The 16,997-nt window shown below is 44.6% G+C and carries 9 protein-coding genes; all 9 read left to right on the top strand.

The window, feature by feature from the left end:
- The first annotated feature begins 14 nt into the window (after positions 1-14).
- The 9 genes from MUCPA_RS38605 to xyl3A all read left to right on the top strand — a co-directional run bounded on the left by MUCPA_RS38605 (position 15) and on the right by xyl3A (position 15,941).
- Positions 15-674 carry a family 43 glycosylhydrolase gene (locus MUCPA_RS38605; protein WP_217220422.1) on the top strand — a complete coding sequence of 220 codons (660 nt, stop codon included), beginning with the start codon at positions 15-17 and terminating at the stop codon, positions 672-674.
- Positions 675-718: 44 nt separating this feature from the next.
- Complete coding sequence (locus MUCPA_RS38600; protein WP_217220419.1) at positions 719-1,354, top strand: carbohydrate-binding protein; 636 nt, start codon at positions 719-721, stop codon at positions 1,352-1,354.
- A gap of 117 nt (positions 1,355-1,471) precedes the next feature.
- Positions 1,472-3,436: a family 43 glycosylhydrolase gene (locus MUCPA_RS05740; protein ID WP_008505012.1), complete on the top strand. Its 1,965-nt coding sequence runs from the start codon at positions 1,472-1,474 to the stop codon at positions 3,434-3,436.
- 44 nt (positions 3,437-3,480) lie between these two features.
- On the top strand, positions 3,481-4,755 hold the full coding sequence (locus tag MUCPA_RS05735; RefSeq protein ID WP_008505011.1) for a glycosyl hydrolase family 8: 1,275 nt from the start codon (positions 3,481-3,483) through the stop codon (positions 4,753-4,755).
- 24 nt (positions 4,756-4,779) lie between these two features.
- Positions 4,780-6,723 (top strand): alpha/beta hydrolase-fold protein, encoded by a 1,944-nt coding sequence (locus tag MUCPA_RS05730; RefSeq protein ID WP_008505010.1) that lies wholly within the window; start codon positions 4,780-4,782, stop codon positions 6,721-6,723.
- A gap of 9 nt (positions 6,724-6,732) precedes the next feature.
- Positions 6,733-7,584: a sialate O-acetylesterase gene (locus MUCPA_RS05725; protein ID WP_040625741.1), complete on the top strand. Its 852-nt coding sequence runs from the start codon at positions 6,733-6,735 to the stop codon at positions 7,582-7,584.
- Between the two features lie 196 nt (positions 7,585-7,780).
- Positions 7,781-10,204, top strand: a complete 2,424-nt coding sequence (locus MUCPA_RS05720; RefSeq protein ID WP_008505008.1) for a glycoside hydrolase family 31 protein — start codon at positions 7,781-7,783, stop codon at positions 10,202-10,204.
- A gap of 595 nt (positions 10,205-10,799) precedes the next feature.
- Positions 10,800-13,304, top strand: coding sequence for a glycoside hydrolase family 31 protein (locus MUCPA_RS05715; protein ID WP_008505007.1), 2,505 nt, complete (start codon positions 10,800-10,802; stop codon positions 13,302-13,304).
- A gap of 45 nt (positions 13,305-13,349) precedes the next feature.
- On the top strand, positions 13,350-15,941 hold the full coding sequence (gene xyl3A / locus MUCPA_RS05710; protein WP_217220415.1) for a xylan 1,4-beta-xylosidase: 2,592 nt from the start codon (positions 13,350-13,352) through the stop codon (positions 15,939-15,941).
- Positions 15,942-16,997: the final 1,056 nt, after the last annotated feature.

Raw genomic sequence — 16,997 nt, 5'->3', positions numbered from 1 at the left:
TGAAACCTTGAATTATGAAACAGATAAAGCACAGTTTATTAGTTTTGATGATGTTGCTGGCAGGTAATGCCATGGCACAAAACCCGTTGATCCGCAACCAGTTCAGTGCTGATCCCTCAGCACGTGTTTTCGGCGACCGCGTTTATGTTTATCCCTCCCACGATATTTTAGCAACTCCCGGACATGGGCGCGTGGGATGGTTTTGTATGGAAGATTATCATGTTTTTTCCTCTTCGGACCTTACCGAATGGACGGATCACGGCGTCATAATAAGCCAAAATAAAGTTCCCTGGGCAGATTCTGCCGCCTATAGTATGTGGGCTCCCGATTGCATCTTCCGGAACGGTAAATATTATTTTTATTTTCCGGCAACGGAAAAGAGCAGTGCGAATGGCAGAGGCTTTCGGGTAGGCGTGGCGATAGCTGATAAACCATATGGGCCTTTTGTACCTCAGAAGGAGCCTATAGCCGGTATTCGTGGAATTGATCCGAATGTGTTTATGGATGACGATGGGCAGGCTTATATTTACTGGGCACAAGGCAATATTTATGCAGCAAAGCTAAAAAGCAACATGCTTGAACTTGCTTCAGAACCGGTTACCCTGGGCGTACTGCCGGATAAAGGCTTAAAAGAAGGGCCGTACCTGTTTAAACGTAATGGCATGTATTATTAACCTATCCGCATGTTGCCAACAAAACGGAAAGGCTTGAATACGCAATGTCGGAAAGTCCGCTCGGGCCATTCAAGTACGCCGGGGTAATTATGGACGAATCCGTTTCAGGTTGCTGGACAAACCACCAGTCTGTTATTGAGTTTAAAAAACAATGGTACCTGTTCTATCACAATAACGATTTATCGCCCAAATTTGATAAAAGCCGATCCATCCGGGCTGATAGCCTCTTTTTTAACCAGGATGGAACCATACGCCCGGTTATGCAAACCTTCAGGGGAGTAGGGGCTACTCCGGCTTTTTCAGCTATCCAGATCGACAGGTATAGCGCTATCAGCCAACCAGGTGTTTCGGTAACGTTTATAGATTCACTTCATACAATGAAAGGCTGGAAAACTACCCTGAATGAATCCGGAGCATGGATAAGGTATAACAAGGTGTCTTTTAGCCGTGCTGGTTCAAAATTTGTCACTGCTCAAGTGCGTTCTGCAGTTGGCGGCCGCTTTGAAATACGTGCCGACAACCCAGGCGGACCACTCATTGCCGTTTTGAATATTGATGCTACGCCGGAATGGAAACCGGTGACAACCAATCAGGCTAAAGCCCTATCCGGGATGCACGACCTGTTTGTGGTATCGGTTGATCCCCGCCCGATTGAGATAGACTGGATCAGCTTTAAATAACCTTGACCTTGCGGCTTTACTCGCCTTAAAATAATAAAAAAGAATAATAAAAATTTTAACCTGCCTGTACCAGGGGCATTTAGCCCACTATAAAGCAACCGTCCACAATCAATACTTATGAAATACCTACAACTGCGTTTATCACTTACCATGTTGCTTTTAACCGGACTAATATCCGCACGCGCGCAACAAAGTAATTCAGCCGATTCCTCCTCTTTCTATCAATCTGTTGGCACCTACGTCAATCCTGTTCTTCCCGGAGATCATCCTGATCCCACTTTGCTCAAGGTAGGAGACGATTTTTATCATTGCGGTTCCAGTTTTCATTTTAACCCATATATGCCGGTTTATCATTCCAAAGACCTGGTGCATTGGGAAATCATCAGCAGGGTACTTACATCAGCCAAAGGCAAGTGGGTGTCAGACCGCCCTTCATCAGGCACCTGGCAGGGGGCAATTACCTATTTTTATGGCTCCTACTGGATCTATTTTTCGGCAGGAGGGCAATGGTTTTCTAAGGCCAGCTCTCCAAAAGGCCCCTGGAGTACGCCCGTACAGGTGAAAACCAACCCCGAAACAGGTAACCTGGGTTACGACAATTCGATATTTGTGGATGATGACGGCAAGCCTTATATGGTGATTAAAAATGGGCAAAAAGTTAACCGCCTGCAGGCCTTAGGCAGAGACGGGCAATTGGCCGATGCCGTGATCAACCTGGATTGGATTAATGCAAAGCTGCAATACAGTTGGGCCGAAGGGCCGGTAATGTGTAAACGTAATGGCTATTATTACTATTTCCCGGCGGGCGATGTATCCGGCGGCCAATATGTGCTCCGTGCATCAGCTTTAACGGCAGATTCGACTAAATGGGAGCGGTTAGGTTCGTTCTTTAAGCCCATTTCAGATCCTAACGTAGGCTTTCGCCGTCCCAATCATATTTCAGCTCCGATAAAACTGGCTGACGGCACCTGGTGGACAATTGGCCAGAGTTACGAAAAATATGATGGGAACGACTGGTCGGGCCTTGGGCGGCAAACGGCACTCTACCCGGTAATTTGGGAAGGTGACAGGCCATGGGGAATGGCCCCCACTACTCAACCTATCGTGAAGCCAGCTCTCCCCCAATCTGGAATTCCGTGGAGAAGCGTGAAGACAGATTACTTCCAAAAGGATTCTCTCGGCCTATGGTGGCATTTTCTCACCAAAGCAGCATCATCACAATATTCCTTAACAGCCAGAAAAGGCTGGATTAGGCTCACACCCGATACTACACGAACGCATATCATGCAAAAAGAAACCGACCATGTGTATACTGTTGTAACCAAGGTGGATCTGGACGCGGTTAACGAAGCTGCAAAAGCAGGTATTTACCTTACAAATGGCAATCAAAAGGAGATTGTTAGGTTGTTTACAGGGAACGAGGATGGTAAAAAAATCATTTTTCAATTTGATACCGCTAAACGTACTGTTAGCAATACAGTGGGTAATACAGTCTGGTTAAAACTGGTGCGTAACCAACACATTTTAACAGCCTATTATAGCGGTGACGGCAAATTATGGACTTTAGTTGGAGCGCCTATCGGCGCGGAGAACCTGGACAAGGCTCAGCCCAATTTTAATTCGTGGGTAGGCACGAGCGTTGGTTTATTTGCCGAAGGGAAACCGGCAGATTTCAATTTCTTTATCTGTAAGGATGGTAAGTCGGTTTTGCCTGCGTCGGGCTACAGTAATTATTTTGGCGTAACAACCATCAATAAGGATGCTGTGAAAGCGGTAAGCAATACCACCGGCAAGGGCGGATGGTTCATGATATCCGGGGTTGAACTGGGCACGCAAACACCATCGTTAATTGATTTGATAGCCAGCACTCCAACAAACACCAAAGTGGAGATCTGGCTTGATGATCTGGAGAACGGGAAATTGATAGCAACCATACCATTAACGGCAAACGCGGCACACAAATGGCAGCACTTTAGCCAATCTATAAAGGGGAGCACGGGGCAGCACGATATTTTTGTGAGATTCCCGAAGGGCGCCGCTCCGGGTGTTTGTATTCAAAGTATTCAGTTTATTTCAAAATAGAGAGTGGCCAAATCCATCAAAAAAAATCACCTAATGATTCGGAAATGAAAAAATTAATGTCACTTTTTGCTGTGTTTGTTTTTTTACATGGTTTGGCAGTCTGTCAAAGTACTAAAAAGGCCGCGCGGTCCGCACATAAGGCCGCGTTTGAAACAGGCAGATACCGCAATTTATTTCTGCAAGCAGGCTATAGCCAGGCATCTATTGACGCGAAGGTAGCTAAAGCGTATCATGATGTGTTTGAGGGGCCAAACCGCGTATATTTCGAGGTTGGCGATTCGATGGCTTATGTTTCGGATGTGAAAAATCATGACGCCAGGACAGAAGGCCTTTCTTACGGAATGATGATCGCTGTGCAGCTGAACAAGAAGGAAGTATTTGATCGGATCTGGCGTTGGTCAAAAAAATACCTGCAACACCAGGAAGGGCCAAGGCAAGGTTATTTTGCCTGGAGTATGAACCCCCAAACGCTGAAGCGCAATTCGGAAGGATCAGCTTCTGATGGCGAATTGTATTTCGTAACCAGCTTATTGTTCGCGGCCAACCGCTGGGGAAATGATTCGGGTATTGCTTATGGTCAGGAGGCACGTAAAATTTTGGATGCTATGTGGAAAAAAGACGGCACCGGCAACATATATAACCTCATTAATACCGAACATAAGCAGATTAGCTTTGTACCCGAAGGGCATAACTATAACTGGACCGATCCCTCTTATCATTTACCGGCTTTTTACGAGGTATGGGCACTATATGCTAAGGATGGGCACGAACAATTTTACAGGGATTGCGCCGATACATCGCGGGCTTTTTTGCGTAGGGCGTGCACCGCAGCAACCGGTTTAAATACCGATTATACCGAATTTAGCGGTAAGCCACATTCAACACCATGGATGCCTGCTGCCTTCAGATATGATTCCTGGCGTGTGCCGATGAACATCACCATGGATTATGCCTGGTTCGGAAAAGATAAACAGTGGCAGGAAAACTATGCAGGTCGTTTTCAGGCCTTCCTGAGGTCTAAAGGGATAGATACTTTTGAAGATCAGTTTAATACGGACGGATCCCGTCCGGACTTTATCTTACAGGCCGGAGACGTCAAAAAACTAAGGCATTCCCTGGGTTTAGTATCTACTGCAGCCACCGCTTCTATGATGAGTAAAGATAAGGGAACGCTCGATTTTGTTAATGCGCTTTGGAATGCCAAGCTCGAGCCTTACCCTGACGGATACTTTGATCCCTATTATGATGGCTTGCTATACCTCTTCAGCCTGATGCACCTGAGTGGTAAATATCAAATTATCAAACCAATCGTCAATTAAAACCTTAATTTTAACCATCCAGTTATGAAAACATTCTCAAAAACTAAATCAGGGCTTTTTGCCGTCGGCATGGTCATGATTTTGAACGTTCAGCTTTTTGCTCAAGAAGTAGTTAAACAAGCGCCAGCCGGTTTTGATGTTTTACATCCCGAGATAGCGCATGGCCGGATCGATTCTATCAATTATAACTCCACTACGGTAGGGGTCACCCGCAAAGCGTTGGTTTATACCCCTCCCGGATACACCAAAACAAAAAAGTACCCTGTGCTATACCTTTTGCACGGTATTGGTGGTGATGAAAAGGAATGGCTGAATGGCGGAAAGCCGCAGGTTATTTTAGATAACCTTTACGCTAAAGGTAAGTTGGTACCCATGGTTGTTATACTACCGAATGGCAGAGCCATGAAAGATGACAGGCCAACCGGTAATATAATGGCGCCAGACAAGGTGCAGGCTTTTGCTACTTTTGAAAAAGACCTGCTGAACGATTTGATCCCTTATGTGGATCATCAATACCCTACTTTGGCAGATAGGGAGCATCGCGCCATTGCCGGGCTTTCCATGGGTGGCGGGCAATCGTTAAACTTTGGTTTAACCAACCTCGACAAGTTTGCCTGGGTAGGCGGTTTTTCTTCGGCCCCGAACACAAAAAAGCCTGAAGAACTTGTGCCGGACGCCGACGCGGCCAGGAAGCAATTGAAACTCCTCTGGATTTCATGCGGCGCCAGCGATGGCTTACTGATGTACAGCAAACGCACACACGATTACCTGGTGGAAAAAAATGTACCGCATATTTATTATGTAGAACCGGGCGTACATGATTTTAAGGTTTGGAAAAATGGACTGTATATGTTTTCGCAGCTTATTTTTAAACCTGTTGATGTTTCAACGTTCCCCAAGTACGTTTACAGCGACGAAGGTGTGCCTGCATCCACCAATATCCCGGGATTGAAATATCCTCAGATCTATCCGGATAATAGGGTACTGTTCAGGGTTAAAGCTCCAGGTGCGCAAAATGTTAAAATTGATTTGATGAAAAAATACGAGATGAAAAAGGATACAGCGGGTTTCTGGACTGTAACTACCGATCCCGTTGTACCGGGCTTTCATTACTATTCGTTACTGATTGATGATGTGCCCGTGGTTGACCCATCCAGCCAAACGTTTTATGGTATGGGCAGAATGGCCAGCGGAATTGATATTCCAGACCCGGATGGCGATTTTTATACGGCCAAAAAAGTTCCTCACGGGCAGGTGAGGTCAGTCAATTACTATTCGGAAATTACCCAGGCCTGGCGAAGAGCATATGTTTATACACCGGCGGGTTATGATGCGGTAGTAGCAAAGAAATATCCCGTGCTTTACCTGCAACATGGTTCGGGCGAGGATGAAACAGGTTGGGTTGCACAAGGCAAAATGGATTTGATTATGGATAATTTGGTAGCGGCTAAAAAGGCTGTACCGATGATTGTTGTAATGGATAGGGGCTATGCGTTTAGCCCGACTGGTAAAGCCGGCAATATCTTTCCGGAAGTGTTGGTGAAAGAGATTATTCCGATGATTGATCAAAACTTTAGAACCCTGCCAGACCGTGATCACAGGGCTATGGCCGGGCTATCTATGGGCGGATTTCAAACCTTCCAGACCACCATGGGCAATCTGGACAAGTTTGCTTATATCGGTGGTTTCAGTGGTGCCGCTTTTCTTCAGCCGGATGTAGATATCACTAAAATGTTTGCCGGTGAATGGGCCAACGCGGCAGCTTTTAATAAAAAGGTAAGGGTAGTTTACCTCAGTATTGGCACCGCCGAGCCGGAAAGAATGTATACCGGGGTGAAAAACTTCCACCAGGCACTCGAAAAAGCCGGGATAAAGCATACTTATTATGAGTCGCCCGGTACCTCGCACGAATGGCAAACCTGGAGGCGATCACTCAATCAGTTCGCGACATTGATTTTTAAAAACTAAGTTATTGATATGAGCATAAAATTAAAGTTTTCAATCATAATGATATTGGTTTTGCTGAGCAAGGGGGCTTTTTCGCAAGACAAAAATTTTTATATCTTTCTTTGTTTCGGTCAGTCCAATATGGAAGGTAATGCAAAGTTTGAACCGCAGGATACCACCGTTGATCAGCGTTTTAAGGTTTTACAAGCTGTTGATTGCCCCGAAATAGGCAGGGTTAAAAACAATTGGTATACCGCCGTTCCGCCTTTGTGCCGCTGTAAAACGGGGATTACCCCGGCAGATTATTTTGGCAGGACATTAGTAGCCAATCTGCCGAAAAAAATAAGGATCGGTATCATTAATGTTTCCGTGGCGGGAGCCAAAATCGAAGTCTTCGGGCAGGATACCTATCAATCGTACTCGGCCACTGCGCCCGACTGGATGAAAAGCATGATAGGCGAATATAACGGCAATCCCTATGCCCGCCTTTTGGAATTAGCCAAGCTTGCTCAAAAATCAGGCGTAATCAAGGGTGTTTTATTACACCAGGGAGAATCGAATACTAATGATACCTTATGGACAAAAAAGGTTAAGGCTGTTTATGATAACCTGGTTAAGGACCTTAATCTTAAAGCAAAATCGGTGCCTCTGCTTGCGGGCGAAGTTGTCAATGCCGATCAGGGCGGTATCTGTTCAAGCATGAACAAAATTATTGCCACGCTGCCGAAAACCATTCCTAACACCTATGTAATTTCTTCGGCAGGCTGCCCATGCTCGGCCGATCATCTGCATTTTACCGCGGCAGGTTACAGGGAGTTGGGGAGAAGGTATGGGCTGCAAATGCTCACGCTCCTTGGAGTTAAAAATCCTGAAGTAAAGTGATAATTATTTGCCAGGTCGAGAGCGTACTTATCGGAAGAGTTTAGTCGAATTCTGTTTTTTCACCAAAGGTTCTGTACGCTCAACTGGCCTACAACTGGTTGATAAAGCGGAATCCAATCTTTACAAAATAGGAGCCTGAATTTGGGAGCCATTGATTAAAATATACCAGTTACAAACCATATTTTATTTTTAACATATGAAATTGAAGAAAGTAATCATGTTAGGGGCTAACATGCTGCTAATGGCCCCGGCATTATTGTACGCTCAGCATTACCAGCGCACCTCGCTTGGGGTTAAAGCTACCATTGGTGCCGTTGATGTGGATTTGCAGTTTTATAGCCCTGTAATTGTAAGGGTTATCAAAGTTCCTGCTGGCAATCATTTCAATAAGGCAAGCCTTTCGGTAATTAAGGAGCCACAGCAAACGCAAGTCAGCGTGAAGCAACAGGGCGATATGGTAGATATACGGAGTAGCAGGCTACGTGTTAGCCTTGACCTTAAATCGGGCCAGGTTTTGTTTGCCGATGCAAATGGAACGCTATTACTTAAAGAAAAGCAAAACGCAACGCCTTTTACACCATTTAATGATGCGGGAAGCAATACCTATAGCGTATCGCAGGGTTTTACGTTAGATAAAGATGAACCCATCTACGGTTTAGGCCAGCACCAGCGCGGTAACTTAAGCCAACGGGGCCAGCGGTATAACCTGGTTCAGGGCAATACGGACGATGTGGTCCCCTTTTTTCAATCGATCAAAGGCTATGGCGTATTTTGGGATAATTATTCGCCGACGGTGTTCAGTGATGACATGAACGAAACCAGTTTTAAATCGGACGTAGGCGACGGTATAGATTACTATCTGATGAAGGGCGATAATGCCGATGGGGTAATTGCCGAGATGCGCAATCTTACCGGGGAGGCGCCAATGTTTCCGCTATGGACGTTTGGCTACTGGCAAAGTAAAGAGCGGTATAAAAGCCAGGACGAATTGGTAGGCGTGGTAAAAAAATACCGTGAGTTGAATGTTCCTTTGGATGGTATCATCCAGGATTGGCAGTACTGGGGCAGCAATTACCTATGGAACGCCATGGACTTTCTGAATGCCGATTTCAGTAATCCGCAACAGATGATCAAAGATGTACATGGTTTAAACGCGCACATGATCATTTCCATCTGGTCCTCCTTCGGTCCGCAAACCAAGCCGTATCGGGAACTGAAGGAAAAGAATATGCTGTTCAATTTTTCCACCTGGCCCGAGTCTGGTAGCGATAAATGGCCGCCAAATATGGATTACCCCTCGGGTGTAAAAGTATATGATGCTTACAATCCCGAGGCAAGGGATATTTACTGGAAATACGCCAGTAAAGGATTGTTCTCGTTAGGTATCGACGGCTGGTGGATGGATTCTACAGAACCCGATCATTTGAGTTTCAAACCGGAAGACTTTGATAATAAAACCTACCTGGGCTCGTTTCGTAAAGTGCGTAACGCTTACCCATTGATGACGGTGGGCGGCGTATCGCAGCATCAGCGCGGCGAAAGTTCAAACAAGCGGGTATTTATCCTCACCCGTTCGGCGTTTGCCGGGCAGCAACGTTTTGGCGCCAATACCTGGTCGGGTGATATTACTTCTTCGTGGGAAACGTTAACACGGCAGATACCTACCGGACTTAATTTTTCTTTAAGTGGAATTCCTTATTGGAACAGTGATATCGGCGGCTTCTTTCTAACACAATTCCGGAGAAAGCTGGCCGATCCCGAGTATAGGGAACTATACGCACGCTGGATAGAATTTGGCGCTTTCTGCCCTATGATGCGCTCACATGGTGCAGATGCTCCAAGAGAAATCTATCAGTTTGGGAAAAAAGGAGATAGGGTATACGACGCTATCGAAAAATTCATTAACCTACGTTATCGGTTTCTGCCCTATATATACGCTGCTTCGCACGATGTTACAGCTCACCATTCCAGCATGATGCGCGCGTTAATGATGGATTTTTCAAACGATAAGGCATCCTGGGACGTTAATGACGAGTTTATGTTCGGCAAATCAATTCTGGTAAATCCGGTAACCACTCCCATGTATGTTAAGCCCGGCGCCGTTGAAGGTCGGGGCAATATAAAAGAAGAGGATTTTACCAACTTAAAGTCAAAAGCAACTTATTTACCTAAAGGCTCTGATTGGTACGACTTCTGGACCGGCGAGAAATTTTCCGGTGGTCAGAAGGTAAGCAAACAAACACCGCTCGATATTATACCCCTTTATGTTAAAGCGGGTTCAGTTTTACCTTTTGGCCCTGCAGTGCAGTTTGCCAGCGAAAAAAAATGGGACAATCTTGAGATAGCCGTATACCCTGGAGCGGATGGCGATTTTACCCTTTACGAGGATGAAAACGATAACTATAATTACGAGAAAGGGAAATATAGCGAAATTAAGTTTCACTGGGATGATAAAAAGCGTAAGTTGAGTATATTGGACAGGACAGGTACTTTTGATGGAATGCTTAACGATCGCAATTTTAAGATCGTACTTGCGCCCGACAATCAAAGCCAGTTTGATCATTCAAAGGTCGCTAAATCAGTAACTTATAGTGGTAAGGCCTTAAATATCAGTTTGTAGTATAATGTGTTTGTTCGCACTAAAAACAAACTTTTGCAATACTACCAATCAAAGTGTAGTCAGTAATTTGCAGGTACTCAGGGTAATGCAAATTACTGATGCCACTACTTCAGGCTAAAGTACTATTGACTTGATGCTGCTGAATTATTGTTGGGGGCTCGTTAAACTAATTGAGATTCCTGCGGTATCCAGCAACACATAACTTGACAGCGCGAAAAGATCCTCGAAGAGGATTGCATATCAATCAGGGGGAAATGTTGTATCAAAGCTATTTCTGATTCAATTGAACTAATGTGCTATGTTTTTAGACATCAGTGATACCCGGATCAAGCTTCGCTACCTTACTTTTGAATGGATAGACCAATGGATGTTGCTGACCTGAAAACATCATTATTGTTATTTTTTTGAAAAGTTTATAAGACAAGATCAACAACCGCGCTTTTAAATAAGAAAGTTACAGACCCAGATCATCGAACCTGGCACAAGGAAAATCAAGTTGAATTTCCTGGTCAGGCATTGTATAACGGAACTGTTTACTAATGTCAGCGGTGTCTAATTGTTAGCGCCAAATAATAAGTAACTATAAATGAATGAAATGATAAAAAAATTAGTTTGGCTATTGCTGATACCTGTGTTCACAATTCCTTCTATTACTTACGGAAGAAGCGATACTACGCACTATGTGTTAAGCAAACAGGGTAATGGTATTGTTTTAAGTGCAGGAACACGGAAGTTAAGTATTCAATTCAATAGTGCTTCAATGGTAAGGGTACGTTATGTGCCCAATGGAGAATTTAAAGACAATGGTACCGAGGTTTGCGTACCCCGGAAGTTTAAAACGGTGCCTTTTATGGCCAACCAAATTTCCGGATCTGTTATTTTAAAATCAGCTGTTCTTAAAGTGGTGATATCTACCCAGTCCGGATTTATTCAATATTTCGACAGGTCTGGTAAAATGCTTCTGTCCGAAAATCCTACTCAGCCCAGGCTTACCGAAAAAATAGTTCTAAATAAAAGCACGTTCAATGATGCGGGCAGTCAGGTGGTAAAGACAGCCAACGGCGATCAGTTTTCGGCAAATATTACCGCTAAACAAGCTGTAGGTACGGCATTGAAAGCAAGGCAGCAATTTGTTTGGCAGCCCGGCGAGGCGCTTTATGGCTTAGGATCACACCAGGAAGACCATATGAACTTACGTGGTACCAGCCAATATCTCTACCAATATAATTTGAAAAAGAGCATGCCTGTACTGATGTCGAGTAAAGGCTATGGCCTGCTTTTCGACGCGGGATCTGCTATGATTTTTCATGATGACCATGCCGGGAGCTTCATGGAGATGCTTGCGGTAAACCAGGTTGATTACTATTTTATGTACGGCCCTGAGTTTGATCAGATCATTCACCAATTCAGAACATTGACCGGTAAAGTGGAGCTGCCGCCCAAATATATATTTGGCTATGTACAGTCGAAAGAAAGGTATGTGAACCAGCACGAAGTTGATAGCGTTGTGACCCGTTTTCGGGGCAGCCATATACCATTAGACGTTATCGTTCAGGATTGGCTGTATTGGAAGGATGGTTTGTGGGGTTACAAAAAATTTGACGCACAAAAGTATCCCTCCCCCCAAAAAATGATTGACGATGTGCATCAACAGAATGCACACTTCATGCTATCGATATGGCCACAGTTAGCCGCCGAGGAAGAAAAGGAGATGGGCGATAAGGGTTTAGTATTGGGGCGGCGCATTTACGATGCCTATAGCCCCGCTGGCCGTAACATGTATTGGGATAATTATGTTTACCCCAATTTATTTACCAAAGGGGTTGATGCCTGGTGGTGCGATTCGTCTGAACCGGTAGAAGCCGACTGGAACCGCGGCGCCAATGATATTGCCGGAGACGCTACCGCCCGGTTCGTCAAAAATGTAAAAGTGATGGCAGATTTGCTTGGAGAGGAGAGGGTAAATACCTTTTCGCTGCATCATGCCATGGGTATCTACCAAAACCAGCGTAAAACAGGTAGTGATAAGCGTGTGGTTAATTTAACCCGGGCATCTTTCCCAGGCCAGCAGCGCTACGGAACAATGGTTTGGAACGGCGATACCAAAGCAACCTGGGCAGATTTCAAGAGTTGGATTCCAGGAGGGTTAAATTATATGGTTACCGGATCGCCGTACTGGACTATTGATGCCGGCGCTTTTTTTGTTCGCACCCATGTGGAGTGGTTTGGCAAAGGTGAATTTCCCAAAGGCACTGCGGATAACGGCTATAAAGAATTTTATGTGCGTAACATCCAGTACAGTCAATGGCTGCCGCTTTTTAGAAGCCATGGTACTGATTTTGCCCGTGAGCCCTGGAGGTTTGGCGCGCCCGGAGATCTGTTTTATGATGCTATCCTTAAGCAGATCAATCTGCGCTATCGCCTATTGCCCTATACCTATTCTGTAGCCGCTATGGTAACGCGCCAGGATTATACGATGACAAGATCCTTACTTTTTGATTTCAGAAAAGATAACCTCGTGTATAATATTAAGGATCAGTTTATGTTCGGTGGCGCTTTCCTGGTATGCCCGGTTACATCGCCCATGTATTACGCCCCCGGAGATAGTGTTTTAAATACGGTCAATAAATCCCGTACACTGTACCTGCCTGCCGGAACCAAGTGGTTCGACTTTTGGACAGGTAAACAATACCAGGGAGGAAACACAATCGTTTCAGCCGCTCCTATTGATCATATTCCCGTTTTTGTGAAAGCCGGTTCAATTGTGCCGATGGGGCCGGTTATGCAGTATTCCGCCGAAAAACCTGATGCACCCTGGGAAATCAGGGTTTATCCTGGCGCTGATGGAAAGTTTACCATCTATGAGGACGAAGGAGATAATTATCATTATACCGAAGGCAAATTTGCAACCTGGCAACTTTCGTGGAACGATAAAATAAAGGAGCTCATGATAGAAGCCAGGAAAGGGGCCTATACAGCGATGAAAACTGCACGCGTGCTGCATGTTGTTTTAGTGAAGGAAGGCGTGGGGATTGACCTTAATGAAGGGAATGGAAGGATTGTGGAATATGATGGCAAAAAAGTAACTGTAAGACTATAAACAGGCTGATAGAATAGAACTAAACGATCAATTTAAAATTTACATATGATGAAGACAAAAATACTTATTGGTGCAGGCCTGATGTGGGGGCTTATCGCCTCTGCGCAGCAACTGCCTTATCAAAATCCGGCTTTATCCTCAGAAGCAAGGGCTAAAGACCTGGTTACACGACTGACATTGAAAGAGAAGGTGGGCTTGATGAAAGATGTGTCGGAAGCCGTTCCTCGTTTGGGGATCAAAAAATTTAACTGGTGGAGCGAGGCGCTTCATGGTTATGCAAACCAGGGGCCGGTTACGGTTTTCCCGGAGCCTGTGGGCATGGCGGCCTCGTTTGATGACCAAAAGCTGTTCCATGTATTTGACGCCGTGTCTGACGAGGCACGGGCCAAAAATAACGAGTATAGAAAACAGGTTGAAAGCCAGCGTTTTCATGATCTTTCCGTTTGGACCCCTAATGTCAATATCTTTCGCGATCCGCGATGGGGCAGGGGGCAGGAGACCTATGGTGAAGATCCATATTTAACCTCGCGCATGGGCGTGTCTGTAGTAAAGGGTTTACAGGGGCCTGCCGATGCCAAATACCGTAAGCTGCTGGCCTGCGCCAAGCACTACGCAGTTCACTCCGGGCCGGAGTGGAGCCGTCATGAAATGAACGTTACCGACGTTACTCCGCGGGATCTGTGGGAAACTTATCTTCCCGCTTTTAAGTCCTTAGTTCAGGATGCCGATGTAAGGGAAGTGATGTGCGCGTATCAGCGTTTGGATGATGAACCATGCTGTGGCAACAGCCGTTTGTTAGGGCAGATTTTACGTGAAGACTGGGGGTTCAAGTACCTTGTTGTGTCGGATTGCGGCGCCATTACCGACTTTTACAATTCTCATCATAGCTCATCCGATGCTACACACGCTTCAGCTAAGGCCGTTCTGTCTGGAACTGACGTAGAGTGTGTGGGTTACGCCTTTGATAAAATACCCGATGCGGTTTACCGCGGCCTGATTAAAGAAAAAGATATCAATACCAGTGTTGTACGCCTGATGACGCAACGTTTTGAGCTTGGTGAAATGGATAAGGACGAATTGGTTCCCTGGACTAAGATACCCTTGTCGGTAGTTAACTCCGAGGATCACCAGAAACTTGCGCTTGATATGGCTCGCGAAACCATGACGCTTTTGCAAAACAACAATAACATTTTGCCGCTGAGTAAAAGCATTGGCAAGTTAGCTGTTATAGGTCCTAATGCCAATGATTCGCAAATGCTATCGGGCAATTATAACGGCACCCCGTTGCGCACTATCAATATTTTAGAGGGTATCAAAACTAAACTGGGCGCAGATCATGTTATTTACGACGCCGGTTGTGACCTTACCGATGATAAAATTACAGAAAGCCTGATTGGTAATTGCTCTATTGATGGTAAAAAAGGCATCCGTGCTACTTACTGGAATAACCGCAATTTTGAATCTCCTACCGTAATAACCGAGCAATTAACAGCGCCGGTAGCACTTACTACGTTTGGGGCTCACCAATTTGCGCAAGGGGTAAACACACAAGACTTTTCTGCAAAATACGAAACAGTATATAAGGCATCTGTTACCGGCGAACTGGTTTTTAAACTGGAAGCAACGGGCTCAGCAGAATTATTTATTAACAATAAGCAGGTTTTTAGAACCGGCAGCTGGAGATCGCTCCCTGCCCGGTTCCCTTTGCAGGTTGAGGCTGGAAAAGAGTACGTGATTGAGCTGCGATACAAACAGTTGAACAACTGGACGGCGAACCTGGGATTTAACTTTGGTAAAGAAATTCCGCTTACTTATGACGGCATAATTGAAAAAGTAAAAGACGCCGATATTGTTGTGTTTGTTGGCGGTATTTCTCCGAAACTTGAAGGCGAAGAAATGCCTGTACAACTGCCTGGCTTTAAAGGAGGCGACCGTACTGACATAGAGTTGCCTGCCGTACAGCGTAATTGTATAGAGGCACTCAGGAAAGCCGGTAAAAAAATCGTATTTGTTAACTGTTCAGGTTCGGCAATAGCGATGGTGCCCGAGACGCAAAATTGCGATGCCATCCTGCAGGCCTGGTATGCGGGCGAGTCTGGCGGCCAGGCGGTGGCCGATGTGCTTTTCGGCGACTACAATCCTTCGGGACATTTACCGGTCACCTTCTACCGTAATGTTCAGCAATTGCCGGATTTTAGCGATTACTCCATGAAGGGCCGAACTTATCGCTATCTCAAATCTGCGCCCCTTTTTCCTTTCGGCTTTGGCTTAAGCTATACAACATTTAATATTGGCGAAGCCAAGTTAACCAAAAACAATATCACTAAGGGCGAGGCAATTCAACTTCGCGTACCGGTAGCAAATGCAGGCAAAACAGATGGTACCGAACTTCTGCAGGTTTACATCCGCAAGGTGGATGATCCTGATGGCGCATCAAAAACATTGAGAGGATTTAAACGGATACCTGTTTCCGCTGGAAAAACGGAAATGGTAACTCTCGATCTACCGCCTAAAACTTTTGAATTCTTCGACCCGACGGACGCTGTTGTACGCGTATCGCCCGGTAATTACCAGTTGTTATACGGTGAAAGCTCAGATCCAAAAGACCTGAAATCAATACAGCTGACCATCCGTTAGGTAGCCTCAAGTCCGATCTTTTTAAACAAAACTAAAAAACGATAACCGTAGTTAATCTGCGGTTATCGTTTTTTAGTTTTGGCCATGGGGAGTCTTTATCATAAAAGCAGGATCCCCAATCACCTGGAAACGGTATGAACATGTGTTATCAATCGTCAATATTAACGATTATAAAGAAGTGGATGGAGTTATGTATAGTAATAACTACCTGCTGGGCATACCTATTTCTGTTTGCCGTCAAAAGAGGCCTTGGGCTGCTAAATAGACCTGTTATTTGAGGTTAACCGGTATTTTGAATTTGCTTAATTACAATACAATACGGCCGATTTTTTTTATAGTTTGAACATTTATGATAGAGATTTATACATATGTAATAGTACAAAGGACACTTAATGTAGAGGTTTGCAATACAAATATTACATATGATGCCGATTGTGTGTGATTATAACCAATAAACTACAAACCTATTTTTTTAGCTCTTTTAAACATCTGTTTGCACGCGTTGATAAAAAAATGCAATCGATTGAATAAAAAACTAATCACTTAGGTGCTATATGCTCATTTAAGTGTTTTTGGTATCATAAAATCGATTGCAATTTCTGAATAAAGGAATAGCAATTGAGTTTAAAGTAGACCAGTGATTAACCGACAGAAAATTATGACTTGAGAAAAAACAAATTGAAATTAATGCACTCTCCCATATGCAAGGCATAGTGGGAATGGTAATTGAAACTTTGCTCTAATTGCAGCTAATAGTTATCCGTCGTGCAGGATGGAAAGTTATAATGCAAATAGCGGCGGAGGGGTAGAGGAAATCTAACTTATTAAAGAATGAGAAACTATGTTATCCGGAAGCTTTTGTTAGTGTTTAATTGTGCTTAAAGCTTTTAAATAACAAAGGTTCAATACTTCACCTAAGGAATTATGAAAGAATCAGTACTTAATTGTTTTAAATGGGGGATATTTACTTAAATAATTGAATTATAGCATTTTAAATACTAAACGTGATGGTGCTTTGTTTTGCCGGTAGCGGTAATTGAACATTTGTACTTGAGA

Origin of the sequence: Mucilaginibacter paludis DSM 18603, assembly GCF_000166195.2 — a bacterium.
In the GTDB taxonomy this organism is placed as follows: domain Bacteria; phylum Bacteroidota; class Bacteroidia; order Sphingobacteriales; family Sphingobacteriaceae; genus Mucilaginibacter; species Mucilaginibacter paludis.
The sequence above is the reverse complement of the archived record's forward strand: the minus strand, read 5'-3'. Positions and strand labels throughout refer to the sequence as shown.

Coding starts and splice junctions, on each gene's coding strand:
- MUCPA_RS38600 (WP_217220419.1), top strand. CDS start 719: ATGTCGGAAAGTCCGCTCGGGCCATTCAAGTACGCCGGGGTAATTATG.
- xyl3A (WP_217220415.1), top strand. CDS start 13,350: ATGATGAAGACAAAAATACTTATTGGTGCAGGCCTGATGTGGGGGCTT.
- MUCPA_RS05730 (WP_008505010.1), top strand. CDS start 4,780: ATGAAAACATTCTCAAAAACTAAATCAGGGCTTTTTGCCGTCGGCATG.
- MUCPA_RS05715 (WP_008505007.1), top strand. CDS start 10,800: ATGATAAAAAAATTAGTTTGGCTATTGCTGATACCTGTGTTCACAATT.
- MUCPA_RS05740 (WP_008505012.1), top strand. CDS start 1,472: ATGAAATACCTACAACTGCGTTTATCACTTACCATGTTGCTTTTAACC.
- MUCPA_RS05735 (WP_008505011.1), top strand. CDS start 3,481: ATGAAAAAATTAATGTCACTTTTTGCTGTGTTTGTTTTTTTACATGGT.
- MUCPA_RS05720 (WP_008505008.1), top strand. CDS start 7,781: ATGAAATTGAAGAAAGTAATCATGTTAGGGGCTAACATGCTGCTAATG.
- MUCPA_RS05725 (WP_040625741.1), top strand. CDS start 6,733: ATGAGCATAAAATTAAAGTTTTCAATCATAATGATATTGGTTTTGCTG.
- MUCPA_RS38605 (WP_217220422.1), top strand. CDS start 15: ATGAAACAGATAAAGCACAGTTTATTAGTTTTGATGATGTTGCTGGCA.